We start from the raw sequence: 23373 nt of genomic DNA, 5'->3' as shown, positions 1-23373 counted from the left end.
GGTGGTGGCTCCGGGCGCGATTGGACCAGCGGCATCTTCGGCATCAACCATCATTGGGGTGGTGGCGGCGGCGGTGACGGCGGCGGTGCCGGTGGTCAGGGAGGCTCCGGTGGCAGTGGTGGTTCCGGTGGTGCCGGCGGCGGTGCGTTCGAACTCGTCGCAAAGGGCCGCATCACGGTCGGATCGTCTTCCTTGCTCGCCAAGGGCGGTGACGGCGTTGCCGGCAGCAACGGCAATGGCTCGCCGGCTGGCCCCACCGCGGGTCAGCTCGGCGGCTGGAATAATGACAGCGATCTCTACCGCGGCGGTTATGCCGGTGCGGGCGGCGCGGGCGCCTCGGGCGGCACCGGCGGCGATGGCGCGGGCGGCGCCGGCGGCACGATCAAGCTCTATGCCACCGACATCAGTGCTGGCTCGGCAACCATCACCACGTCCGGCGGCCTCGGCGCGGGCACCGCGCCGAAGGGCGGCGAGGGTCGTTTCATCATCGGCAGCAACACCTCGCTGACCTATTCCGGCAACGTTGTTATTGGTAACAGCGGCCAGCCGTCGCTCGGCAACGTTTCGGACAAGACACCAGAGCATTTCACCGGACCGAGTGCGTCGAACAGCTACATCGGTGGGACGCCGAACACGCCGACCATCGTCGGTCTCTCCGGCGGCGCCGACATCTACGGCATCATCTCCGGCCTGTCGGCAAGGTCCATCGACTTCGATCCGTCGACCCCTGCGGTCGACGGCCCGGCAAGCGACGCACTTCTTGCGGTCATGCGTTTCGACCACGGCGTGGGCGGCGCCAATCAGGACTATACCGGTTACGATCTCCTGATCGTCGCCAACGTCTCCAGCATTGCGGTCAGCAATCCGACCATCAGTGTCGACGGCGCAGCGCTTCAGGCTCTGAAGGTGCACGGAATCGGAGCTGATCAGGTGCTGCCCAGCCTCGCTCCCGGACAGGTCTGGGCGATGCTCATTCCGGAATCCGCACAGACCGTTTCCGCGACGATCGGCACCAATGTTGCGAGCGCGGCGACCACGATCTCGGGCCAGGTGCTCACCGATGGTCACGTGCAATACATCACGACCGCTCGTCCGAATCTGTCCGTGGCGGCCTTCAAGGGGCTCGACGCCATCGCGGCTGAGCCGGGCGCGGCGCATTTGTTCGGCGTCTCCACCACCAACAACGCACTGTTCGTGATCAATTCCGCAGAGGGTTCGCAGCGTCAGGAACTCGTCGACGGCCAGAACGGAGTTACCGGTCTTGCCGGCGCTTCGAGCGTCGCGGTCACGGGCGCCAACGGCTATGTCATCGTCGCGGGCGCCACCAACGGCTCGCTCGCCGTGTTCAAGCTCGACTCCGCGACCGGGGACCTGACCTTCCAGGCGTCGAAGACGAGGACCGACGGCGGCGCCTATTACGCCAACCTGGGTTATGACGCGTCGAGCGGCACGCTGACGGCGATGGGCACCGCAGGCGTACGGACCTATCATGTCGCTGCCGATGGCACGCTCAGCCTGCTGTCGACCCGGAATACGGCCGCCAGCGATGAGGCAGGGCAGGGCACGTACCACTATTTCGTCGATCCCACCTCCGGCAGCCTGCGGGTCGTCGATGGCGCCGGAGCGACGGTGCAGACGCTCAGCGGCGCCGCCAACGGTCTCACCGGCGCGTCCGACGTTGCCGTCACCTCCACCGGCGATTTCGTCTACGTCACCAGCAAGAGCGCCAACACGCTCTCGGTCTTCCAGGCAAATGGCTCCGGTCAGCTCGTGCACGTGCAGACGCTGCGCAACGGCGCGGAGGGCGTGCGCGGCCTGACCGGCGCATCCGATGTGGCGCTGACGCCCGACGATCAATACGTCATGGTGACCGGCGCGGACGGCAATAGCCTTGCGGTGTTCCAGCGCAACGCGGTCACTGGCAAGCTCGTCTTCGCGCAGGTCGTTCGTGACGGCGTCGGAGGCATTCGCGGACTTGAAGTGCCGAGCTCGCTGGTGTTCGGGCGGAAGAGCGGCACCTCCGTCCAAGTCTGGGTCGCCAGCGCCGGTGCCGGCGCCGACCAGGGCGGTCTCGCTGTCTTCAGCGTCGACCTCAGCGTTCAGGCGCCTCCGTCGGCGATGACTACGGAGCATGAAGGCATCGAGCAAATCAGCGTCGTGCTCGGCAGCGGCGACGATACCGTGGCGCTGATGTCGGCGCCGCCGGCGATCGTAGCGCGGACCAGCATCGACAGCGGCGATGGTGATGATCACGTCGTGATCAGCGACTACGCCGCCATCACCGGCATCGCGATGGGGGCGGGCAACGACCGGCTCGACCTTCGCGTGGCCAATGCCAAGACCGCTGCCGACGGCCTGACCATAAATGGCGGCGTCGGTGCCGACACGATCGACGTCGCCACGACCGGGGGAGGTGCGACCACCAGCATCGACGGCGGCGACAACAACGACCTGATCATGCTGGAGAGCGTCGGCGACGGCGCCCACACCGACGTATCGGGTGGTGAGGGCAATGATACGGTGCGCGTCGCGCTGACCAACCTGCCGGCAACTGCGATGACGACCCTGCACGGCAACAGTCCGGCCGTTTTGCCCGGCGATCTCCTGATCATGGACCCGCAGGATCCAAATGCAGTGATCTATTCCAACGGCATGGCCAATGGTGCGGTCACGATCACCTCGGGGGAAGTGCATCTGATCGGCAAGGGCGCCGTCAGCTACGACACCTTCGAAGGCTATCAGGTTCTGTCCTCACCCAAGGTCTCCTTCAGCCAGCAGACCTATTCCATCGCCGAAGGGCAGGATGTCGTCCTGACGGTGACGGTGCTGCCGCTCGGCACCAAGAACGCGCTGTCGGGGCCGGTTGCGTTCGACATCGACGGTGACGGCCAGTTCGGCGAAATCGTCGGAACCAGCATCGGGTCCAATCAGTATCGTGTCACGATCCCGTGGCAGCGGCTGGTCGACTTCGGCCTCAACGACAACGGCACCTACCGTATTGCCGTACAGACCTCCAACACCGACACCGACGCCAATGGCGACTATCTGACCACGACCGCGGTGGCCGCGATCAAGATCAGCGACACGCCGCCCACCGTCACGATCGCGGAAGGTTTGCACAACACGACGATAGGCACCGCCTTCAGTATCGATTTCAGCGCAGTCGATCCGTCGCCGGTTGATCGCGTGCTTGAGTGGCGCGTGGATTGGGGTGATGGCAGCGCGACCGAAGTCTTTGGTGCCGACACAAGCCACGCGGTGCACACCTACCAGAATCCGGGCATCGCGATGATCCGGGTCAACGCCGAGGACAAGGACACGATCCCCGGCGGCACCTCGTCGAATCCGTACACGGTGACGGTCGGTGCGGGAGCCGCGAACGTCAACGCGCATGATCCCTATCGCATCAAGGAAGGCGACTCGCTGAAGCTGTCGGCGACCGCCGACGGCGCGCCGAGCGACTATGCCTGGGATCTGAACGCCGACGGGACCGCCGATGCCCATGGCAGTTCGGCCACGTTGACCTGGGTGCAGTTGCAGACGCTCGGCATCGCGGACAGCGGCGTCTTCAACGCGCCTATCCTGCGGGTCACCTATCCGCAGATCGGAGGCGGCACCACGACGGTCGCCCATGGCTTCAGCCTGATCGTCGACAATGCGCCGCCGACCTTCACGTCGATGACCAACAGCGGGCCGGTCAACGAGGGCGGCACCGCGACGGTCGCGATCAACGGCGCGAACGATCCGTCGCCGGTCGACGCGGCTAGTCTGAAATATCGATTCGACTTCAACAATGATGGCAGCTTCGACACCGCGCTGCTCGCGGGCAGTCAGGTCACGGTGGCGAGCCAGTATCTGCGCCAGGCCGGGAACGTCGTGGTGCACGGCCAGGTCGTGGACAAGGACGGCGGCATCGCCGACGCCTTCACCACCATCGTTGTCAACGAGGTGCCGCCGACGCTTACCGTCTCGGGCGCGGCGCAGACCACCGAGGGCGCGAAATACTCGCTCGATCTTTCCGCAAGCGATCCGGGTGCCGACATGATCCGGTCCTGGGACGTCAACTGGGGCGACGGTTCGGTCGATCACGTCGTGATCGATCCGACTGCGGCCAATGGCAACGCCACGGTCGCGCACGTCTATGCCGACAACGGCAACTACACGGTGAGGGTCGGGGCCACCGACAATGACGGCAGCTACGCGGCTCCCGACGCGCCGGTCGCGGTGGTCAATGTTCCGCCGGCCTTGTCGGGCGTCGGCATCATGCCGGCGTCCGGCGCCGGACCTGCGGAGATCAACGAGAATGACTTCGCGCGGCTGACCGGCAAGATCGTCGATCCCGGCAGGCTCGATTCCTTCTCGCTCGCCATCAACTGGGGCGATGGCTCGCAGGTGCAGACTGTGAGCCTTCCGGCCGGCGTAGTGAATTTCGACGTGTCTCACCGCTACGTGCAGGATGGCAGCTATCAAGTTACCACGTCAGCGATCGACAAGGACGGCGGTTCCAGCTCGCCCGCAGCTCTGGCCCTGAAGGTCGACAACGTGGCGCCGGTCGCCGGTTCGCTCAATGTGGTGCCCGCGCAGCAGACCGAAGGCAGCGCGGTGACGGTGTCCGGCACCTATACCGATGCCGGTCCGCTCGATAGCCACACGGTCCGGATCGATTGGGGCGACGGCACGAGCTCGCGCAGCACTGATGCGGGAACGACGATTGTCGTCGATCAGATCCATCGGTCGTTTATGGTGACCCGTGTCTACGCCGACAATCCCGACCTAGCCACGCGGCCCGGGTCGGACTATGCGATCACGGCGATCGTCACCGATGAGCGCGGCGCCGACAGCAATGCTGCGACCGCCAGCGTCGTGGTGCAGAATACTGCGCCGATCTTTGTCGATCTATCGCTCAACGGCGTTCCGGCTGCGCAGCAGTCGGGCTCGACGCTGCCCTCGACCATCGCCATCGATGAAAACGGCATCGTCACTATGACCGGCCACTTCACCGATGCGGGTATCTTCGACACCCACACCGGCGCGGTCGTATGGGGCGACGGCGACGTTTCGGCGATGACCATCGACGATACGGCTCATACCTTCACGGCGAGCCACCGCTACCTCGACGACAATCCGACCGGGACCGCTTCGGATCCCTATCGCATCACCGCGACACTCACCGACAAGGACGGAGCAACCGCCTCGATCGACGCGAAAGTCACGGTCGACAACGTAGCGCCGAGCTTCGTCACCTTCACGAACAACGCGGCCGATGTCGGCAACGTTCTGCCGGGCGAACCAGTGATCCTGTCCGGCTTGTTCAACGATCCTGGCACGCTCGACACCTATACGGTGGTGATCGATTGGGGTGACGGAACAGCCGCGACCCAGGCGGCGTTCGCCGCCGGCACGCGCGACTTCACGTTCAGCCATCTCTATCGCGATCCTGGCTTCTGGACGATCTCGGCACGTCTCGCCGACGACGATCTCGGGGTAGCGACGGCCACCACCGAGGCGCGCCTCAGTGGCGTCGCCCTCCAGGATGGTGTGCTGCGTATCGGCGGGACCAGCGATGCCGATACTGTCGTGATCCGCAAGCCGCTCGACCCGATCGCCTACTGGAATTTCAACGAGACCAGCGGCACGAAGGTTGCCGACAGCGCCGGCACGCCGCAGGACGGCAAGCTCTATTCGGATCGAGCCCTCGATCTTGCCGACCCCGGACCGTCGTTGACCCAGGCGCCGTTCAACGCGCAGAACTCGACCGAATTCCATGGGGATACCAAGGAGTACGTGGCGGTTGCCGCCGACCCCGTGTTCCAGGTCGCCAACGGCACGGTCCAGTTCTGGTTCAATGCCGACCAAACCCATGGCAAGCAGACGCTGTTCGCCAAGGATCGCGCTGGCGTGCCGGGCGGTCTGAACATCGGACTGGATGGCGACCAGCTCGTGGTCACCATGGCCGGTACCGACGGCCATGGCGGCTGCAACACCTACACGGTATGCAGCGACCAAGAGGTCCGCGCTGGCCAGTGGCACCATGTCGCCTTCACCTTCGGTGACTCCGGCATGTCGCTGTATCTCGATGGCAAGCTGGTGGGCGAGAACGCCTACACCGGAGGGCTGACGCAGAACCGCGAAGCCATCGTGATGGGCGGCTCGAACTCGTCCAACCGCGACACATCCGGCGATCTGTCGCGGCTGCGCATCACCGACTCCTTCGACGGTCACATCGACGAGGTTGCCTTCTACGGCCAGTCCCTGAACGCGACCCAGATCGCCGATCTGATCACCAAGGGAGCCAATGGGGCCAACGATCCGAACGGCAACACGATCGAGGTCTATGCGGACTTCCTGCCGAAGCTCGGCCAGGATGTGATCAAGACGTTCAATGCCGCGGATGTCCATGCCATCCTCGTGGTCACCGGTGGTGGCAACGACGTCGTGCGCGTAGATCAGAGCGTCGACGTATCGCTGACCGTCAATGCGGGCGACGGCAATGACCAGGTCTTCGCCGGATCGGGACCCGCGACGCTGATCGGCGGCAACGGCAATGATCTGCTGGTGGGGGGACCAGCCCACGACGCGATCTATGGCAGCGCCGGCGACGACTACCTCGTCAGCAACGGCGGCAACGATCTCATCGACGGCGGCGCCGGCATCGACACGGTGTCGTGGCCGATCGTCAATCCGATCTCGTACTGGAATCTGAACGAGACCAGCGGCCGGACCTTCACCGACTCGGTCGGGACCAACAACGGCACCTATTACGGCAAGTGGTCGCCCGATCTCGGCGAGGCGGGCGCGCCGGCGACGTCTTACGATACCGGCACCGCGGTCGGTTTCGGCAACGATCCGCGCAGCTATGTCGCGGTCGCGAACAATACCTCGCTCCAGGTCGCCAACGGCACGATCCAGTTCTGGTTCAACGCCGACAACGGCAGCGACAGGCAGACCCTGTTCGCGAAGGATGGCTTCGGCAACAATGCCGGCGACCTCAATATCAGCCTCGATGGACATCATCTGTCGGCGACGATGCAGAGCGGCACCGCCACCTATCAGATCTCGAGCTGCGACGATGTCGGACGGGGATGGCACCATGTCGCCTTCACCTTCGGCAGCGGCGGCATGAAGCTGTATCTCGACGGCGCGCTGGCCGGGAGCAACGCCTATACGGGCGGCCTTGCGGATAACCGCCAGGCGATCGTGATCGGAGCGTCGAACGCAAGCAACCGCGGTCAGTCGGGCGACCTCTCACGCCTCGACGTCACCAATCTCTATCGCGGCGAGATCGATGAGGTCGCCGTGTTCGGCCAGGCGCTCGATGCGAGCCAAATCCGGCGGCTGACCTTCACCGGGCCACGTCAGGCCAGTGCGGGACCGGGCCTTTCGGGCGCACTCGCGGACTACCAGTTCGCCTTCGTGGATGGCGCGCTGCAGGTGACGGATACGCGCCCGGCGCTGCCGCAGGGCGTCGCCTACTGGTCGCTGAACGAGACCAGCGGCTCGACACTGGCCGACGCAACGGGGCTGTCGCATACCGCGACTTTCAAGGGCACACCGGATCTCGGTAATGCTGGAGCGAGCGGCACTGTGGCGCCGTTCGGTGCGGGCACGTCCGCGGAGTTCCATGGCGACAACCGCAGCTATATCGCGGCGGCATCGTCGCCCGACCTGCAACTGGCCGAGGGCACGATCCAGCTCTGGTTCAACGCCAGCCGCACGACCGGCGTGCAGACGCTGTTTGCCAAGGACGGCATCGGCGTCAGCAACGGGCTCACGATCAGTCTGGTCGACTCGCATCTCGAAGTTCAGCTCGAGGGCGATTGTCAAACATATCGCATCGAGACCTGCAACATCGTCGGCAAGGGCGGCTGGAACCAGCTCGCTCTAACCTTCGGCGCGGGTGGCATGAAGCTCTATCTCAACGACGTCCTCGTCGGCGAGAACGCCTATACCGGCGGTATCGCGGCCAACACCGCGCCCATCGTGATCGGTGGATCCGACGAGAGCAATAGCGCGGCCGACCTGTCGCGGCTCACCGTCAACCACGTCTTCAATGGCTTCATCGACGAGGTCGCGATCTTTAACGGCGCCTTCAACCAGACACAGGTCGGACGGCTGATGAACCAGGGTGCGAAGGCTCTGATCGATGCCGGCCGCAACGGGCCGACCATCGACGGCACCGACCAGTACGAGAATGTCGAGCGCCTGAGCTTCGGCGACGGCACGACCGCCTATGTGCTCGGCGCGGGCAGCTCCAATCCATCGGCGCTCTCGGCGAAGGACATCCAGGCGCTCGCCGGCAACGGGACGCTCGCCGTGCTCGGACCGCCGGACCAGTCGCTGCGGCTGATCGGCGCCTGGAGCGACCTCGGCACCGAGAAGGTCGGTGCTACCTCGTTCACGGTCTTCCAGAGCGGAGCGACCCAGGTTCTCGTGCAGGCCGGCGTCGACGCCCAACCCGACCAGCCCCTGTTGACGCCAATAGGCTACTGGAACTTCAACGACACCAGCTCCATCGTGCACGACAGTGCCGGCACACCACAGGATGGAACGTTCTTCGCCGCCGGCTGGCCGGATCGCGACGACGCCGGCCCGCCGGCAAGTGTTGCGCCGGTCGGCGCCGGCACTGCCGCCGACGTTCACGGCAACAGCCGGGAATATATCGCGGTGGCCCATGACGCCGCCTTCGAGGTCGCCAACGGCACGGTCGATCTCTGGTTCGACGCGCGCGGCACGTCCGGCCAGCAGACGCTGTTCGCCAAGGACGGCGCCGACTCCGACGCCGGTCTGACCATCGGGCTCGATGGCGACCGTCTGGTGGTGCGCATGGAGGGGGCGGGTACCGCGGTCTACTCGATCCGCTCGACCCAGGCTGTGACGCGGAATAGCTGGCATAACATCGCGTTCACCTTCGGCGCCGATGGCATGAAGCTCTATCTCGACGGCGCGCTGGCCGGCACCAACGCCTATACCGGCGGCCTCGTCCAGAACCGCGATGCCGTCGTCATTGGAGGATCGAACGAAACCAACACCGACCGCTCGAGCGATTTGTCGCGGCTGAGGATCACGAAGTCCTTCAATGGCCTGATCGACGAGGTCGCGATGTTCGGCAGCGCGCTCAGCGCCGGCCAGGTCCAGCAATTGATCGCCGCCGGACCGCTGGGCGTCGTCGACCCGAGCGGCGTCAGGATGGCGGCAATGCCCGCGGCTGCGACGCTCGCATCGACTGCGGTGGTCTCCGATCAGGTTGACGACGACTGGCTCTGGATCAACACGATCACTCAGGCCAAGAAGCTCGCCGGCAAGGCGGTACAGGTGTAGCGCATGCACCGCCTTGCAAAACAAAGTTCTGTGCCATTGGCGGTGCAGATAAACGGCTGTCACATTGGGCTGCGAAGGTCGCCGCCGTCCGCCGGCACCCGCAGAGGTGGATGGGGGCAGGCAGGTCCCGAAACGAGTTCGAAGGGGATGCGTATGGAACAGGTTGAAGAGCAAGGCCACGCGGTGCGGACCAATGGCAACGGTCACGGTGAAGCCACCGAGGCTACCCGCCAGGCAGCCGTGCATTGGGACGACAGTCGGATGGTCACCCACTTTGCCAACGTGGTGAACATCCAGAGCACGCTCGAACAGGTCGATCTGTTCTTCGGTACCAACAAGACCTGGAACGTTGCCAACGAGGTCAAGGTCGACCTGACCGACCGCGTCATCCTGAGCCCGCATGCCGCCAAGCGGCTGTGGATTGCGCTCGGCGGCGTGCTCAAGGAGTACGAGGCGCGGCACGGCCAGTTGAAGATCGACGGGCGCTAAGCACCCGCACGAACCATGTGCACGTCCGGCGTCAGGCCAGTCCGCCATGCTCGGCGGTAGCGAGCGGCCACCCGACCTTCGCTCAACCGAACGGTCGAGGCCGGGCGATGATGCTCGGATCGCGGTGCTCGAACAGGCGCTATGGAAGCGCTTGGGCGAGGCGCAGGGGTTGGACGATGTCGTAGCCGCCTGGGTTGCCGTGCTGTGCAGCATGATCCCCGGCGTGACCCTCGCGTCGGTGTCGGCGCAGGACGGATCGTCCGGACGCCGCCCCATTGTATCATGGCCGCAAGGGAGCGATGCCGCGGAGCGGCTTGGTCTTGTCGTCGATGCCGCAGTCGCCCAGAACCGGGGCGTGGTACAGCAGGCTGCGACCGAAGCTGGCCCTCAGTCGCAAGTCGCGCAGCTTGCCTATCCTCTGGCGATCGACGAACGGCCTGTTGGGGCCATCGCGCTCGAGTTGTGCGAGAACCGGCCGCCGCAGTTGCGCGTCGCGATGCGACAATTGCAGTGGGGCGCGGCCTGGGTTCGCGAACAGCTCGGGCTGCGAACGCTTGCTGCCAAGGAGCGCACCCTCGCACGCATGATGGACGCGCTAGATCTGTTGGCTGCCTGCCTCGAGGAGGAGCGGTTTCCCGCCGCGTGTCGCGTCTGCGTCACCGAGCTCGCGCTCCGGCACGGCTGCGAACGGGTCAGTCTCGGGTTTGTCAGGAACGGGCGGGTGCGCGTCACCTCGATCTCGCACACCGCGCAGTTCGGCAAGCACATGAATCTAGTGCGTCTGGTCGCCAGGACGATGGAGGAGGCGATCGATCAGCAGTCGGTCATCCTCCATCCGCCCGTGCCAGGCGATCTGTCGGTGACTCGCGCCCATGCCGCGCTCGCGGCGGCTCATGGCTGCGGCGCGGTCCTCACGGCACCGCTCTACGTCAAGGACGAATTCGTCGGCGCCTTCACATTCGAGCGCGGCGAGGATACTCCGTTCGATCAGGACGCGGTCGAATTCCTGGAATGCGTCTCGTCGGTGATCGGTCCGGTGCTGCAGGTCAAACGGCTCGAGGACCGCTGGCTGATCGTGAAGATTGCGTCGTCGTTCTGGGAACAGGTGCGGCGGCTGTTTGGGCCGGGCTATTTCGGGCGCAAGCTCGCGCTGGTGATCGCAGCCGCCGTCTTCGCCTTGTTCTACGTCATGACCGACCTCTACCGGGTCACGGCCAATGCGGTGATCGAAGGCAAGATCCAGCGTGCCATCGTCGCGCCATTCAATGGCTTCATCAAGGAGGCGGCGGTCCGTGCGGGAGACACCGTGAGCGAGGGCCAGCTCTTGATGGCGCTGGATGAGCGCGATCTCGCGCTCGAGCGGCTGCGCTGGGTGACCGAGCGGCAGAGGAAGACCTACGAGTACGAGAAGGCGCTCGGCGCGCGCAGCCGAGCCGAGGCACGGATCGCGGAGACCGAGCGAGAGGAAGCCGAGGCCCAGATCCGCCTCGTCGATGAGCAGCTCGCGCGCTCGTCGCAGCGGGCCCCGTTCGCCGGCCTCGTCATCTCCGGCGATCTCAGCCAGTCGATTGGCGCGGCGGTGCAGCGAGGCCAGGTGCTGTTCGAGATCGCACCGCTCGAAGCCTACCGCGTCGTGCTCGACGTCGATGAGAGCCAGATCGGCGATATCATCGTCGGTGCGCGCGGCGAGTTGCTGGTCGCGTCGCTGCCGCACAGCACCTTTCCGGTTACGGTCGAGAAGATCACGCCCGTGGCCAAGGCCGAGGAGGGCCGCAACACCTTCCGCGTCGAGGCGTCGCTACAAGGCGCGGCGCCGGAATTGCGCCCTGGAATGCGCGGCGTCGGCAAGATCGAGATCGAGCGCCGCCGTGTGATCTGGATCTGGTCGCGATCACTGATCGAATGGTGGCGGGTCTGGAGCTGGCGGTGGTTCGCGTAGGCCCCGCCCACCGCCGTGCCGGACGACGGGATCGCACGGAGGCGAAGGCATGAGCAAGTCGTCGCGCAGCCAGTCATGGTATCGCGTCGCCGGCCTGAGACCGCGACTGCGGACGCACGCCCGCATGCACCGCCAGCGCTTCCGCGGCCAGACCTGGTATGTGTTGCAGGACCAGCAGAACGGGCGTTACCACCGCCTGTCGCCGGCGGCGCACTATTTCGCGTGCATGATGGACGGCCGTCGCACCGTCGGCGAGATCAGGCAATTGATCGGCGCGAGATATGGCGAGCACCAGCCGACTGAGGATGAACTGATCCGCCTGCTGGCGCAACTTCACGCCGCCGATCTCCTGCTCGGGGAAATTCCGCCCGACATGGAGGAGATCAGCGAGCGGGCGCAGCGCCACGCCCGGTACAATCTGATGCAGCACCTGCGCAATCCGCTCGCCTTGCGGCTGCCTCTGCTCGATCCCGACCGCTTCCTGGTCGCGACATTGTCGCTGGCGCGCGTCCTGTTCAGCACCTCCGGACTGCTGGTCTGGCTTGCGCTGGTAGCTGCGGGGATCGTCGTGGCCGCGATGAACTGGTCGGTTCTGACCCACAACATCACCGACCAGGTCCTGACCGCGGGCAACATCGTGCTGCTCCTCGCGATCTATCCCGTCATCAAGACGCTGCACGAACTGGGCCATGCCTATGCGACCCGCCGCTGGGGCGGTGAGGTCCATGAGATGGGCGTGATGCTGCTCGCGCTGATGCCCGTTCCCTATGTCGATGCATCGGCGTCCTCCGCGTTTCCACGGAAGTGGCGGAGGGTGGTTGTCGGCGCCGCCGGGATCATGGTCGAAGCCGCCCTTGCAGCCGTCGCGGTGATACTCTGGGTGTCGGTCGAATCCGGCATTGTGCGCGCCATCGCCTTCAACGTGGCGCTGATCTGCGGTGTCTCGACCATCCTGTTCAACGGCAATCCGCTGCTGCGGTTCGACGGCTATTATGTCCTGTCCGATCTGCTCGAAATCCCCAATCTCGGCACTCGGGCCAATCAATATGTCGGCTATCTGGTACAGCGCTGTGCCTTCCGCATCGACGACGCCCATTCGCCGGTGACCGCTCCGGGAGAGCAGCTATGGCTGCTGGGCTTCGCTGTCGCATCGTTCCTCTACCGTCTGTCGGTAATGCTCGGCGTCGCGCTCTTCATCGGCACAAAACTGTTCTTTATCGGGGTCGGCCTGGCGCTCTGGACGGTGGCCAGCAGCCTGATGTTTCCGCTGGTGAAGGGCCTGTGCTACGTCGCTCGCAGTCCGCAGCTTCGCTATCGTCGACGACGTGCGCTCGCGATCACGGCCGCGGCGGCGGGGAGCCTGCTCGTCCTGCTGCTGGTCGTGCCGTTGCCCTATGCGACGCTGGCGCAGGGCGTCGTCGTGGTGCCCGACCAGTCGGCGGCGCGCGTCCTCACCGACGGTCACGTGGTGGAGGTGCTTGCGCCCAACGACACGAATGTAGCCGCCGGCGCGCCGCTGTTGACGCTGGAGGATCCGATCCTGGCCGGCCAGACCGCGGTGCTCGCGATCCAGGCCGAGACCTACCGGCTGCGGCTCGGTGCGGTGCTGACCTCCGACCTCGTCCAGGCCAACATCCTTCGCGAGCAGATCCGCCATGTCGACAGCGCTCTCGAACTGAACCGCAAGCGGATGTCGCAGCTCACGCTGGTTGCCGGAAAGGCCGGGCGCGTGATGCTGCCGGGAGCGGCGGATCTGCCGGGCCGCTATGTCAAGAAGGGCGATCTGCTCGGCTATGTAGTCGAAGCCAGCGACCTCGTCGTTCGCGTCGTGGTGCCGCAGAACGACGTCGATCTGGTGCGGCGCCGAACGACGAAGGTCGAGGTTCGCTTCGTCGACCGGAACGACCAGATTTTCCCCGCGATCATCGTACGCGAGGTGCCGAGCGCGGTGGCCGAGCTTCCAAGCCTTGCGCTGAGCACGCGCGGCGGCGGCGACATCGCGCTCGATCCATCGAAGCCGGATGCACCGAAGGCGCTGGAATCCCAGTTCCAGTTCGATCTCCATGTGCCGGAGGAGGTCGCGGCGCGAGTGATCGGCGGCCGCGTCTACGTCCGCTTCGATCACGGCACTGAGCCGATTGCCTGGCGCGTGGTGCGATCCGTGCGGCAGCTGTTCCTGAGGCAGTTCAGTGTCTGACGCCCCCATGTCGTCGCCCGGTTTCGTGCTGCCGCGGCCGGTGCTCTACCCGGAGCGGCGTTGGCCGCGCCCGAGACCGCTCGATCGCGTCGCCGACGCCTTCGGCTCGATGCTGGTCACCCGGGCGCCGCTGCGAGCACGACGGCTGCGCGACATCGTGGTGCGGGTCGCAGATGAGGGACGACTGCTTGCCGGGATACCCGATGCTGAGCTTCAGGCGCATACGCAGGCGTTGCGTGAGCCGTTGCGGCGGACGCAGGCGCAGGACCCGGCGGTCGTGGCCAGGGCCTTTGCGGTGATCCGTGAGGTCTCCGACCGCGTCCTCGGCATGCGTCATTTCGATGTGCAACTCATGGGCGGCTACGCGATGCTGCAGGGCATGGTCGCCGAAATGGACACCGGCGAAGGCAAGACACTGACCGCGACGCTTGCCGCCGCAACTGCGGCGCTGGCCGGCATGCCGGTCCATGTCGTGACGGTCAACGATTATCTCGCCACGCGCGATTGCGACATCATGCGCCCGCTCTATACCTTTCTCGGTGTATCGGCAGGTATCGTCGTGCACGATCTGACACCCGAGCAGAGACAGGCCGCCTATGCCTGTGACATCACCTATTGCACCAACAAGGATCTCGCCTTCGATTATCTCCGGGACCGTCTCGAACTCGGTCAGCAGCGGGGCAATCTTCGGCGTAAGGTCGCGCGTCTCGGTGCGGCGCCGCCCGTCTCGCTGCTGCTGCGGGGGTTGGCCTTCGCCATCGTCGACGAGGCGGACAGCGTCCTCATCGACGAGGCGCGCACGCCGCTGATCCTCTCGCGCAGTCTGCCGTCCGCCATCTCCTCGGAAGACGTGCGCCGGGCCATCGAGATCGCGCGATCGCTGGAGCAAGGGCGTGACTACCTGACGCGCAGCAATGAGCGGCGGATCAGCCTGACACAGCGCGGCCTACTTCGCGTCGCGCGGCTCGCCGAAGCGGCCGGAGGTTTGGGGAACGGTCCGGTGCAGTGCGAGGAGCTGGTGTGTCAGGCGCTAACCGCCCTTTACCTGTTCAATCGCGGCGAGCACTACATCGTGCGTGACGGCAAGGTCGAGATCGTCGACGAATATACGGGACGCGTTATGGCCGATCGCTTCTGGAGCGACGGCCTGCACCAGATGATCGAGCTCAAGGAAGGCTGTGCGGCGACCGGCGCGCGCGAGACCCTTGCGCGGATGACCTATCAGCGGTTCTTCCGCCGCTACCGCCGGCTCTCGGGCATGTCCGGAACGGCGACCGAAATCGCCGGCGAACTATGGCGGGTCTACCGGCTCAAGGTCGCGCGCATTCCCACCCATCGGCCCTCGCGGCGTGTCCAGGTAGCGGACCGGGTGCTGCCGAACGAGACGACGAAGTGGCAGGCCATCACCACAACGATCGCGGGATTGACCGCGCGCGGCCTGCCGGTGTTGCTCGGCACGCGCTCGGTGCTGGCCTCGCAGCGCGCCAGCGAATATCTGCACTCCGCGGGCCTCGACCATGTCGTGCTCAATGCGGCCCAGGACAGCGCAGAGGCCGAAATCGTGGCGGCTGCAGGACAGCCGGGCCGGATCACGGTGGCGACCAACATGGCCGGGCGCGGTACCGACATCAAGGTGCCCGAGGACGTCTGTGTCCGCGGCGGCCTGCATGTGATCATCTCGGAGCGCCACGACTCGCGGCGGATCGACCGGCAGCTCGTCGGCCGCTGCGCCCGGCAGGGCCAGCCCGGCTGGTGCCAGTCGATCCTGTCGGCCGAGGACGCGCTCTTCGATATGGACCCGAGCGGCATCATGCGGATGCTCGTACGCCTTGGACTTGTGATCGGCAGCCAGCGGCTGGCCGCGATCGCGATCCGGGGCGCCCAGTGGAAGGCGGAACGGCTTCATTCCCGCATGCGCGGGGCTTTGTTGAACAGTGACGAAAGGCTCGATCATGCATTGGCATTTGCCGGCAAGGCAGAATAGCGGCCGTCGTGCCGTGCAGTCCCGTCTCCTGGCTGCACTCTGCGCGTTCGGCCCGATCCTTTTGACGCTGCCCGCAACCGCAGCGGAGCCAGTGTTCGACTGCGTGATCGATCCATCCCAGACCGTCAAGCTCGGCAGTTCCGTACCGGGGTTGCTCGCCGAGGTGCTGGTCAGCCGCGGCGACGTGGTCGCGCCGGGGCAGGTGATCGCGAAGCTGGAATCACGCGTCGAGACGGCGGCGCTTGCCTACAATCGCGCGCGCGCGGCCAGCTCGGCGCGGATCGATGCGCAGCTCGCGCGCCTTGCGTTGACCCGGGCACGGATGGATCGCGCGAGTCAATTGCTCGAGAAGCACGTTGTCGCCCAGGACAAGTTCGACGAGCTTCAAGCGGATCTTCGCGTCGCCGAGCAGGATCTCGCCCGCGAGAAGCTCGAGCGGGATCTTGCCCTGATCGAGGTCGATCGTTCGGAAGCGACGTTTGATCAGCGCGTGATCCGCAGCCCGATCGGCGGTGTGGTGAGCGAGCGCAAACTCACGGCCGGTGAGTTCATCTATCAGGAGGGTTATATCGCCGTGCTCGCACAGCTCGATCCGCTGCATGTGGAAGCCTTTCTGCCGGTGCGGATGTATCCGCAGCTCCGCACGGGCATGAGCGGGATCGTCCGTCCCGATCCGCCGATTGGTGGCAGCTACGAGGCCAAGATTGTCGTCGTCGACCGGGTCTTCGATGCTTCCAGCGGGACCTTCGGCGTTCGCCTCGCACTGCCGAACTCGGATCATCGCTTGCCAGCCGGCCAACGCTGCAAGGTCTACTTTCCTGAAACGACCGGTGAGATGAGAACTCTCTCGGACGCTGGACCGCCGCGCTGAGCGAGTTGGCTTAATTTTCCACTATTCGCTTCGAGCTTGCTTAAACCGGCCCATGATGGATTGGAGCGAGAATTAAGGTCTTTCAGATACTTAGAAGACGCCGTGTGCACGACGTGTGCACCGGGAGATCAAGAAAAATCTCGTCACAGCCAATGTGAGCAGACCTCGTGAGATGAGATTGGGCTGCCTCGGGTCAGCGGAAGGAGCACGTCCATTGCTTCCGAGGGGAGCGAGATAGGTGAGTGCTGACGATCAGCATCAGTTGGTGGAAACATGAGGCGCCACCCTCTCATCCCGCTCCGTGCAGCCCCGCTGGTCGAACTTGCTGCGCTCATTGCTTGAGTTCGATTGCGTTAGCTGCGCTTTGGCGAGGTCGTTTCTGGGGCGAAACAGGTGTGGTCCGCGGCGATAGCAGATTTCGGCCGATGAGGAGACCGCTCACGCTCTTAATCGCTTTGTTGAACGTTCAGTAAAGCTATTTGCTAAACATGCTTGGCGATGGCCAACTTCTGGCTCGCCGGTTATCCGGGCGGCTGGATTGCTCCGCGGCGTCAGATCGGAAATCGAAGCTTCCGACAAAAGCCCGGCATTTTGCTGCGCTGCGAACATCCCGCTTGCGCGCGCGAACGTCGCGAATCTTTTCGCCAGGCTAACGACAAGCCGGCTTGACGGCTCCCAAAATTTAGTAATACGTTTAGTTCTACAAAAAACATAAACATCACGCATCGAGCCGATGTGTGGGAGGAGCCCAAGCCCTTCCGGACCCGTTTCCGGAAATGGTCAGTCTCGTTCTCCACTCATCGCTCCTCAAACTCGGTTTCAGGATCTTGGCGTCTTTCCGGCAGGGAGCGCCGAGCGGGTTAGATGCTTCAACGAGAGAGGAAACGGATATGCGGACATTCAATTGGCTAAGAAGCTCGACGGCAACCACGGTCCTCGGGACGGCGCTGCTGGGGATATTTGGCGGAGGCGAAGCCGCAGCTCAGGGCAAGCAGCTCACGCTGTGCTGGGCGGCATGGGATCCGGCCAATGCGCTGGTCGAGCTCGGCAAGGACTTTACCAAGCAATCCGGCATTGAGATGAAATACGAGTTCGTCCCGTGGACGAGCTATGCCGATCGCTTCCTCAACGAGCTCAACTCCCACGGCAAGCTCTGCGACCTGATCATCGGCGATAGCCAGTGGATCGGTGGCGCCGCCGAGAACAAGTGGTACGTCAAGCTCAACGATTTCTTCGACAAGGAGAAGATATCGATGGACGACTTCGTCCCGGCGACGGTCGTCGGCTACTCGCAGTGGCCGAAGAACTCGCCGAACTATTGGGCGCTGCCAGCTATGGCCGATGCGGTAGGCTGGACTTATCGCAAGGACTGGTTCTCGCGGCCCGAAATTCAATCCGCGTTCAAGGCCAAGTATGGCCGCGACCTGGCGCCGCCGAAGACCTATGACGAGCTGAAGCAGGTTGCTGAGTTCTTCCAGGGCCGCGAGATCGACGGCAAGAAGGTCTACGGTGCCTACATCTTCACTGAGCGCGGCTCCGAAGGCATCACCATGGGCGTGACCAACGTGCTCTACAATTACGGCTTCAGCTACGACAATCCCAAGAAGCCGTACCAGATGCAGAGCGTCGTCAATTCATCGGAAGCGGCCAAGGGGCTCGAGTTCTACAAGGAGCTCTACAAGTGCTGCACCGCGCCGGGCATGACCAATGCCTACATGCAGGAGGGGCTGGACGCCTTCAAGTCCGGGCAGGTGGCGATGCAGATGAACTGGTTCGCCTTCTTCCCCGGCCTCTACAAGGATCCGAATGTCGGCGGCGACAAGATCGGTTTCTTCGTCAACCCGGCCGGCCCGAACGGACACTTCACCCAGCTCGGCGGACAGGGCATCTCGGTGGTAGCGACCTCCGATCGCAAGGACGACGCGCTCGCCTACATCAAGTGGTTCGCGCAGCCTGCCGTGCAGCAGAAATGGTGGCAGCTCGGTGGCTATTCGGCCCTGAAGGCGGTGGTCGACGCGCCCGACTTCCCGAAGAGCGCGGCATTCGCACCGCAATTCCTGGAGTCGATGGGCATCGTCAAGGACTTCTGGGCCGAGCCATCCTATGCGCAACTGCTGCTCGACATGCAGAAGCGGGTGCATGACTACGTCGTTGCCGACAAGGGCACGGCGCAGCAGGCGCTCGATCTCCTGGTCAAGGATTGGACCAAGGTCTTCAAGGAGCAGGGCAAGCAGGTCGCGTCGCAATAGGCGCGGCACTCGCATCAACTGAACCGGTTTCCCCGGGGTGTATCCCGGGGAAACCGAACCAGCCAGTCGATGGACCAGATGACGACGATCCTTCAACCCGATGATACTATGATCCCCGGCGTGAGCGAGCCCGCCAAATCTCGTGCCACGCGGCGCGTCCGCGGCCTGTCGGACCGGACCATCGCTTGGCTGTTCGTTGCGCCGACGATCGCGCTGTTGCTGGCGATCAACATCTTTCCGCTGGTGTGGATGATCCGGTTGTCCTTCACCAGCCTCAACCTCAGCATGTCTTATCTGCCGCTGCGGTTCGTCGGGCTCGACAATTTCACCGACATCCTCACCGACGAGGACGTCTGGTTCCGGCTCCAGACCACGGCGCAATTCGTGATCTGGTCGGTGGCACTACAGGTGGTCATCGGCTATGGCCTGGCGCTGTTGATCAACCGTCAATTTCGTGGTCACAGCTTTTGGACCACGATCATTCTGCTGCCGATGATGCTGTCGCCTGCGGTCGTCGGCAACTTCTGGACGCTGCTCCTGCAGCCGCAAATCGGCCCGTTCAACTACCTCATCAGTATGTTCACCGGTGTGCCGCCGAGCTCGTTCAGCATGACCGGGCAGGTCTCGCTCGCACCCTGGACCATCGTGCTGGTCGACACCTGGATGTGGGCTCCCTACGTCATGCTGATCTGCCTCGCTGGGCTTCGCTCCATTCCCGACTACATCTATGAGGCGGCCGAAGTCGATCGCGCCTCGGCCTGGCGGCAGTTCTGGTCGATCACGCTGCCGATGACGGTTCCATTCCTGATGCTCGCCGTGCTTTTCCGCGCGATCGAGAACTTCAAGATGTTCGACATGGTCAATCTGTTGACGTCTGGAGGCCCGGGCTCGACCACCGAGCTCGTGTCGATCACGCTGAAGCGCGCGGCATTCGAGAAATGGCGCACCGGCTATTCCTCCGCGCTCGCCATCATCCTGTTCGTGACCGTGTTCGGTGCCGCCAACATCTACGTCAAAGCGCTCAATAAGGTGAAGCAACGATGACCGCTGTCCTCACCAAGTCTTCCGCTCACTCCATCGTCGAAGCCTCGCCGCGCGCAAAGATTGTAGCTGGCGGTCTCGTCATCCTGTATGCGGTGATCACGATCCTGCCGCTGCTCTGGATCGTCGCCACCGCATTCAAGTCGCAGAGCGACGCCATCGCCTATCCACCCAAGGTGATCTTCGAGCCGACCCTCGAAGGCTACGTGAACCTCTTTACGGTGCGCACCCGCCAGACGCCGGATTTCATCGCCAAGCTGCCGCCGCCGGAGACGTGGTACGACAAGCTCGTGCGCCAGCGCGACATGGTCATTGCCGGACCGTCGAAGGTTGTGCCGCGCTTCGTCAACTCGCTGATCATCGGGTTTGGCTCGACCTTCCTGGCTGTCTTTCTCGGCACGCTCGCGGCCTACGCTTTCTCTCGCTTCCGCATTCCCCTGGCTGACGACCTCCTGTTCTTCATCCTCTCGACGCGCATGATGCCGCCCGTTGCGGTGGCGATCCCGATCTATCTGATGTACCGGCAGCTCAACCTGACCGACACTAGGCTCGGAATGATCCTGCTCTACACCGCCGTGAACGTCTCGCTCGCGGTCTGGCTGCTCAAGGGGTTCATCGACGAGATCCCGCGCGAATACGAGGAGGCCGCCCTTGTCGATGGCTACACGCGGCTGCAGGCGTTGCGCAAGGTCGTATTGCCGCAGGCCGTCACGGGAATTGCGGCAACCGCAATCTTCTGTCTGATCTTCTCGTGGAACGAGTATGCTTTCGCGGTTCTCCTGACCAGCGGCGAGGCGCAGACCATGCCGCCCTTCATTCCCTTCATCATCGGCGAGGGCGGGCAGGACTGGCCGGCGGTTGCTGCGGCGACCACGCTGTTCGTCATACCGATCGTCTTGTTCACCGTGCTGTTGCGCAAGCATCTATTGCGCGGCATCACTTTCGGAGCTGTGCGCAAATGAGCGGTTCTGCGGTTGCCAAAAGCGGAATGTGTCGCTGGTTCCTTCGTGGGCCTTGGGAGGCCGGCGCGATGACCCTGATCGGGGGCGGCATCGTCATGCTGGTGCAGCCGTGGTCGATCGATCTGTACAGCTATTCCTTCGTGACGATCCTCGCCGGCACGGTTGGCTATGTCATCGTCAGCCATTTTCCGGAATAGGGCGGCAGCTATGGCACAAATCCGCATCGAAAACCTGCGCAAGTCGTTCGATCAGTTCACGGCCGTCGAAGGCTCGAACTTCACCATCGACGACGGCGTCTTCTTTGCGCTGCTCGGCCCGTCGGGCTGCGGCAAGACCACCACGTTGCGCATGATCGCCGGCCTCGAGCTGCCGACCGATGGAAAGATCATGCTCAACGGCGAGGACGTGACGTTCCGGCGCGCCGCCGCGCGCGACATCGCCTTCGTCTTCCAGCTCTTCGCGCTCTATCCGCACATGAATGTCGCCGAAAACATCGGCTTTCCGCTGAAGTGCCAGGGCATGGCGAAGCGCCAGATTCGCGAGTGCGTGCAGGAAACGGCGCGGCTGTTGCGGATCGAGCATCTCTTGTCGAGCAAGACGTCAAAGCTGTCGGGTGGCGACCGGCAGCGGGTCGCGCTGGGGCGTGCCATGGTCAGGCGGCCGAAGGCTTTTCTGATGGACGAGCCGCTCGGGGCGCTCGACGCCGAGTTTCGGCATCTGATGTGCGGCGAGCTCCGTGACCTCCATGATCGCATTGGTGCTACTACGGTCTACGTGACGCACGACCAGCTCGAGGCGATGTCGATGGCGGATCAGATCGCGGTCATGAATAAGGGGTGCGTCGAACAGATCGGCTCGCCGCAAGAGGTCTATGACCGGCCCGCCAGCATGTTCGTAGCCGATTTCATCGGCTCGCCCCCGATGAATTTCCTGCGGTTTGAAAGCGGCCTACGGGCGGGGGATCGGGCTGTCGCCTTCCATAGCGTCAGCGTCGAAGTCCCAGAGATCCGCGAGGATCGTGCGAGCGCACCGCTGGCGCTCGGGATACGTCCTGAGCACATTCGCTTTGCCGACGCGGCACCCGTCCGCGGCGAGGTGTTCGGCGCCGAATATCTCGGCACCACGCAGATCGTCACCGTCGACACGGCGCATGGACGCGTCGCGGCGCGGTTGCCCTCCAGCGCGTCGGTGCGGATCGGCGAGACGGTAGGTCTTGAATTCAACTCCGAGAGGCTCGCGCTGTTCGATGTCGGCAGCGGTTTGGCTATTCGGACCGCCAATGAAGGGAGCGCGCGCCGTGGCTGACGTCATCCTGCGCAACATCAGCAAGCGCTTCGGCACGGTTGAGGCCGTGCGCGAACTATCGCTGGCGGTGAATGACGGGGAATTCCTGGTCCTGCTCGGGCCGAGCGGTGCCGGCAAAACCACGACGTTGCGGCTGATCACCGGGCTCGAGACCCCCGACGCCGGCTCGGTCATGATCGACGGCCGCGACGTGACGCACGATCCGCCAGGATCACGCGATATAGCCTTTGTCTTCCAGCAATATTCGCTGTATCCGCACCTCACGGTCTATGACAATCTGGCGTTTCCGTTGCGCTCCCCCGCGCGGCGCGTGCCCGAGCCAATTATCCGCAAGCGCGTCGAGCAGACAGCGGAGCTGTTGCATATCGCAAGCAAGCTGAAAAACCGTGCAACCCGCCTGTCCGGCGGCGAAATGCAGCGGGTGGCCATCGGCCGCGCGCTGGTTCGCGATCCCTCGATCTACCTGATGGACGAGCCGCTGTCGTCGCTGGATGCGAAGCTCCGAGCGGAGCTTCGTCTTGAGCTCAAGCGGATCCAGCTCGAGCTTGGCGCAACCATTCTCTACGTGACCCACGATCAGGTCGAGGCCATGACCATGGCATCCCGGATCGGCGTGATCAGGGACGGCCAGCTTCTTCAGTGCGGCACGCCGCGGGAGATCTACGAAAGCCCGTCGAGCAGCTACGTCGCCTCGCGCCTCGGCTCGCCCCAGATCAACTTACTTCCGGCCCATCTGTTGTCTGACGTGCCGGTGCCACCGGGAACGGAGACGGTCGGCATCCGAACCGAGCATCTGCAAATCGCTGCGCGCAATGGAGGACGGATGGTCGGCCGGGTGCACCGCGTCGAGCACCTCGGTGAGCAGAATCACGTTCACCTGGATTATAAGGGCGAGATGCTGGTGACGCTTGCGGATCCGCGCCAGCCACTTCAGTCCGGCCAGGAAGTCGAACTGCACCTGGTGCATCCGCTCTGTTTCGATCGCGCGGGACAACGCATCCCTGCGATGGTTCACTAG

The 23373-nt window shown here is 64.3% G+C and carries 12 protein-coding genes; all 12 read left to right on the top strand.

Annotated features, from left to right (window positions below):
• The first annotated feature begins 192 nt into the window (after positions 1 to 192).
• The 12 genes from HZZ13_RS33240 (at position 193) to HZZ13_RS33185 (ending at position 23373) form a co-directional block, all read left to right on the top strand.
• On the top strand, positions 193 to 9318 hold the full coding sequence (locus HZZ13_RS33240) for a LamG-like jellyroll fold domain-containing protein (protein WP_210349575.1): 9126 nt from the start codon (positions 193 to 195) through the stop codon (positions 9316 to 9318).
• 153 nt (positions 9319 to 9471) lie between these two features.
• Entirely contained in the window at positions 9472 to 9807 is a 336-nt protein-coding gene (locus tag HZZ13_RS33235) for a DUF3467 domain-containing protein (protein WP_197963663.1), read from the top strand.
• A 169-nt stretch (positions 9808 to 9976) separates the two neighbouring features.
• The gene (locus tag HZZ13_RS33230; protein WP_197963662.1) at positions 9977 to 11746 is read left to right on the top strand and encodes a GAF domain-containing protein; all 1770 of its coding nucleotides are present in this window, start codon (positions 9977 to 9979) and stop codon (positions 11744 to 11746) included.
• A 49-nt stretch (positions 11747 to 11795) separates the two neighbouring features.
• Positions 11796 to 13943: a PqqD family protein gene (locus HZZ13_RS33225; RefSeq protein WP_197963661.1), complete on the top strand. Its 2148-nt coding sequence runs from the start codon at positions 11796 to 11798 to the stop codon at positions 13941 to 13943.
• Positions 13936 to 15927, top strand: coding sequence for a preprotein translocase subunit SecA (locus HZZ13_RS33220; RefSeq protein WP_311972863.1), 1992 nt, complete (start codon positions 13936 to 13938; stop codon positions 15925 to 15927). Before HZZ13_RS33225 ends, HZZ13_RS33220 begins: the two co-directional genes overlap by 8 nt.
• Entirely contained in the window at positions 15896 to 16798 is a 903-nt protein-coding gene (locus HZZ13_RS33215) for an efflux RND transporter periplasmic adaptor subunit (RefSeq protein WP_197963660.1), read from the top strand. The genes HZZ13_RS33220 and HZZ13_RS33215 overlap by 32 nt, the downstream gene beginning before the upstream one ends.
• 890 nt (positions 16799 to 17688) lie before the next feature.
• Positions 17689 to 19047, top strand: coding sequence for an ABC transporter substrate-binding protein (locus HZZ13_RS33210; protein ID WP_197963659.1), 1359 nt, complete (start codon positions 17689 to 17691; stop codon positions 19045 to 19047).
• Between the two features lie 108 nt (positions 19048 to 19155).
• Entirely contained in the window at positions 19156 to 20091 is a 936-nt protein-coding gene (locus HZZ13_RS33205) for a carbohydrate ABC transporter permease (RefSeq protein ID WP_246504667.1), read from the top strand.
• Positions 20088 to 21050 (top strand): carbohydrate ABC transporter permease, encoded by a 963-nt coding sequence (locus HZZ13_RS33200; protein WP_197946874.1) that lies wholly within the window; start codon positions 20088 to 20090, stop codon positions 21048 to 21050. The genes HZZ13_RS33205 and HZZ13_RS33200 overlap by 4 nt, the downstream gene beginning before the upstream one ends.
• Positions 21051 to 21118: 68 nt before the next feature.
• Complete coding sequence (locus HZZ13_RS37710; RefSeq protein ID WP_018645440.1) at positions 21119 to 21247, top strand: hypothetical protein; 129 nt, start codon at positions 21119 to 21121, stop codon at positions 21245 to 21247.
• A 10-nt stretch (positions 21248 to 21257) separates the two neighbouring features.
• Positions 21258 to 22355 carry an ABC transporter ATP-binding protein gene (locus tag HZZ13_RS33190; RefSeq protein WP_197963656.1) on the top strand — a complete coding sequence of 366 codons (1098 nt, stop codon included), beginning with the start codon at positions 21258 to 21260 and terminating at the stop codon, positions 22353 to 22355.
• Positions 22348 to 23373, top strand: coding sequence for an ABC transporter ATP-binding protein (locus HZZ13_RS33185; RefSeq protein WP_197963655.1), 1026 nt, complete (start codon positions 22348 to 22350; stop codon positions 23371 to 23373). The genes HZZ13_RS33190 and HZZ13_RS33185 overlap by 8 nt, the downstream gene beginning before the upstream one ends.

The organism is Bradyrhizobium agreste, assembly GCF_016031625.1.
Classification (GTDB): domain Bacteria; phylum Pseudomonadota; class Alphaproteobacteria; order Rhizobiales; family Xanthobacteraceae; genus Bradyrhizobium; species Bradyrhizobium agreste.
The sequence above is the reverse complement of the archived record's forward strand: the minus strand, read 5'-3'. Positions and strand labels throughout refer to the sequence as shown.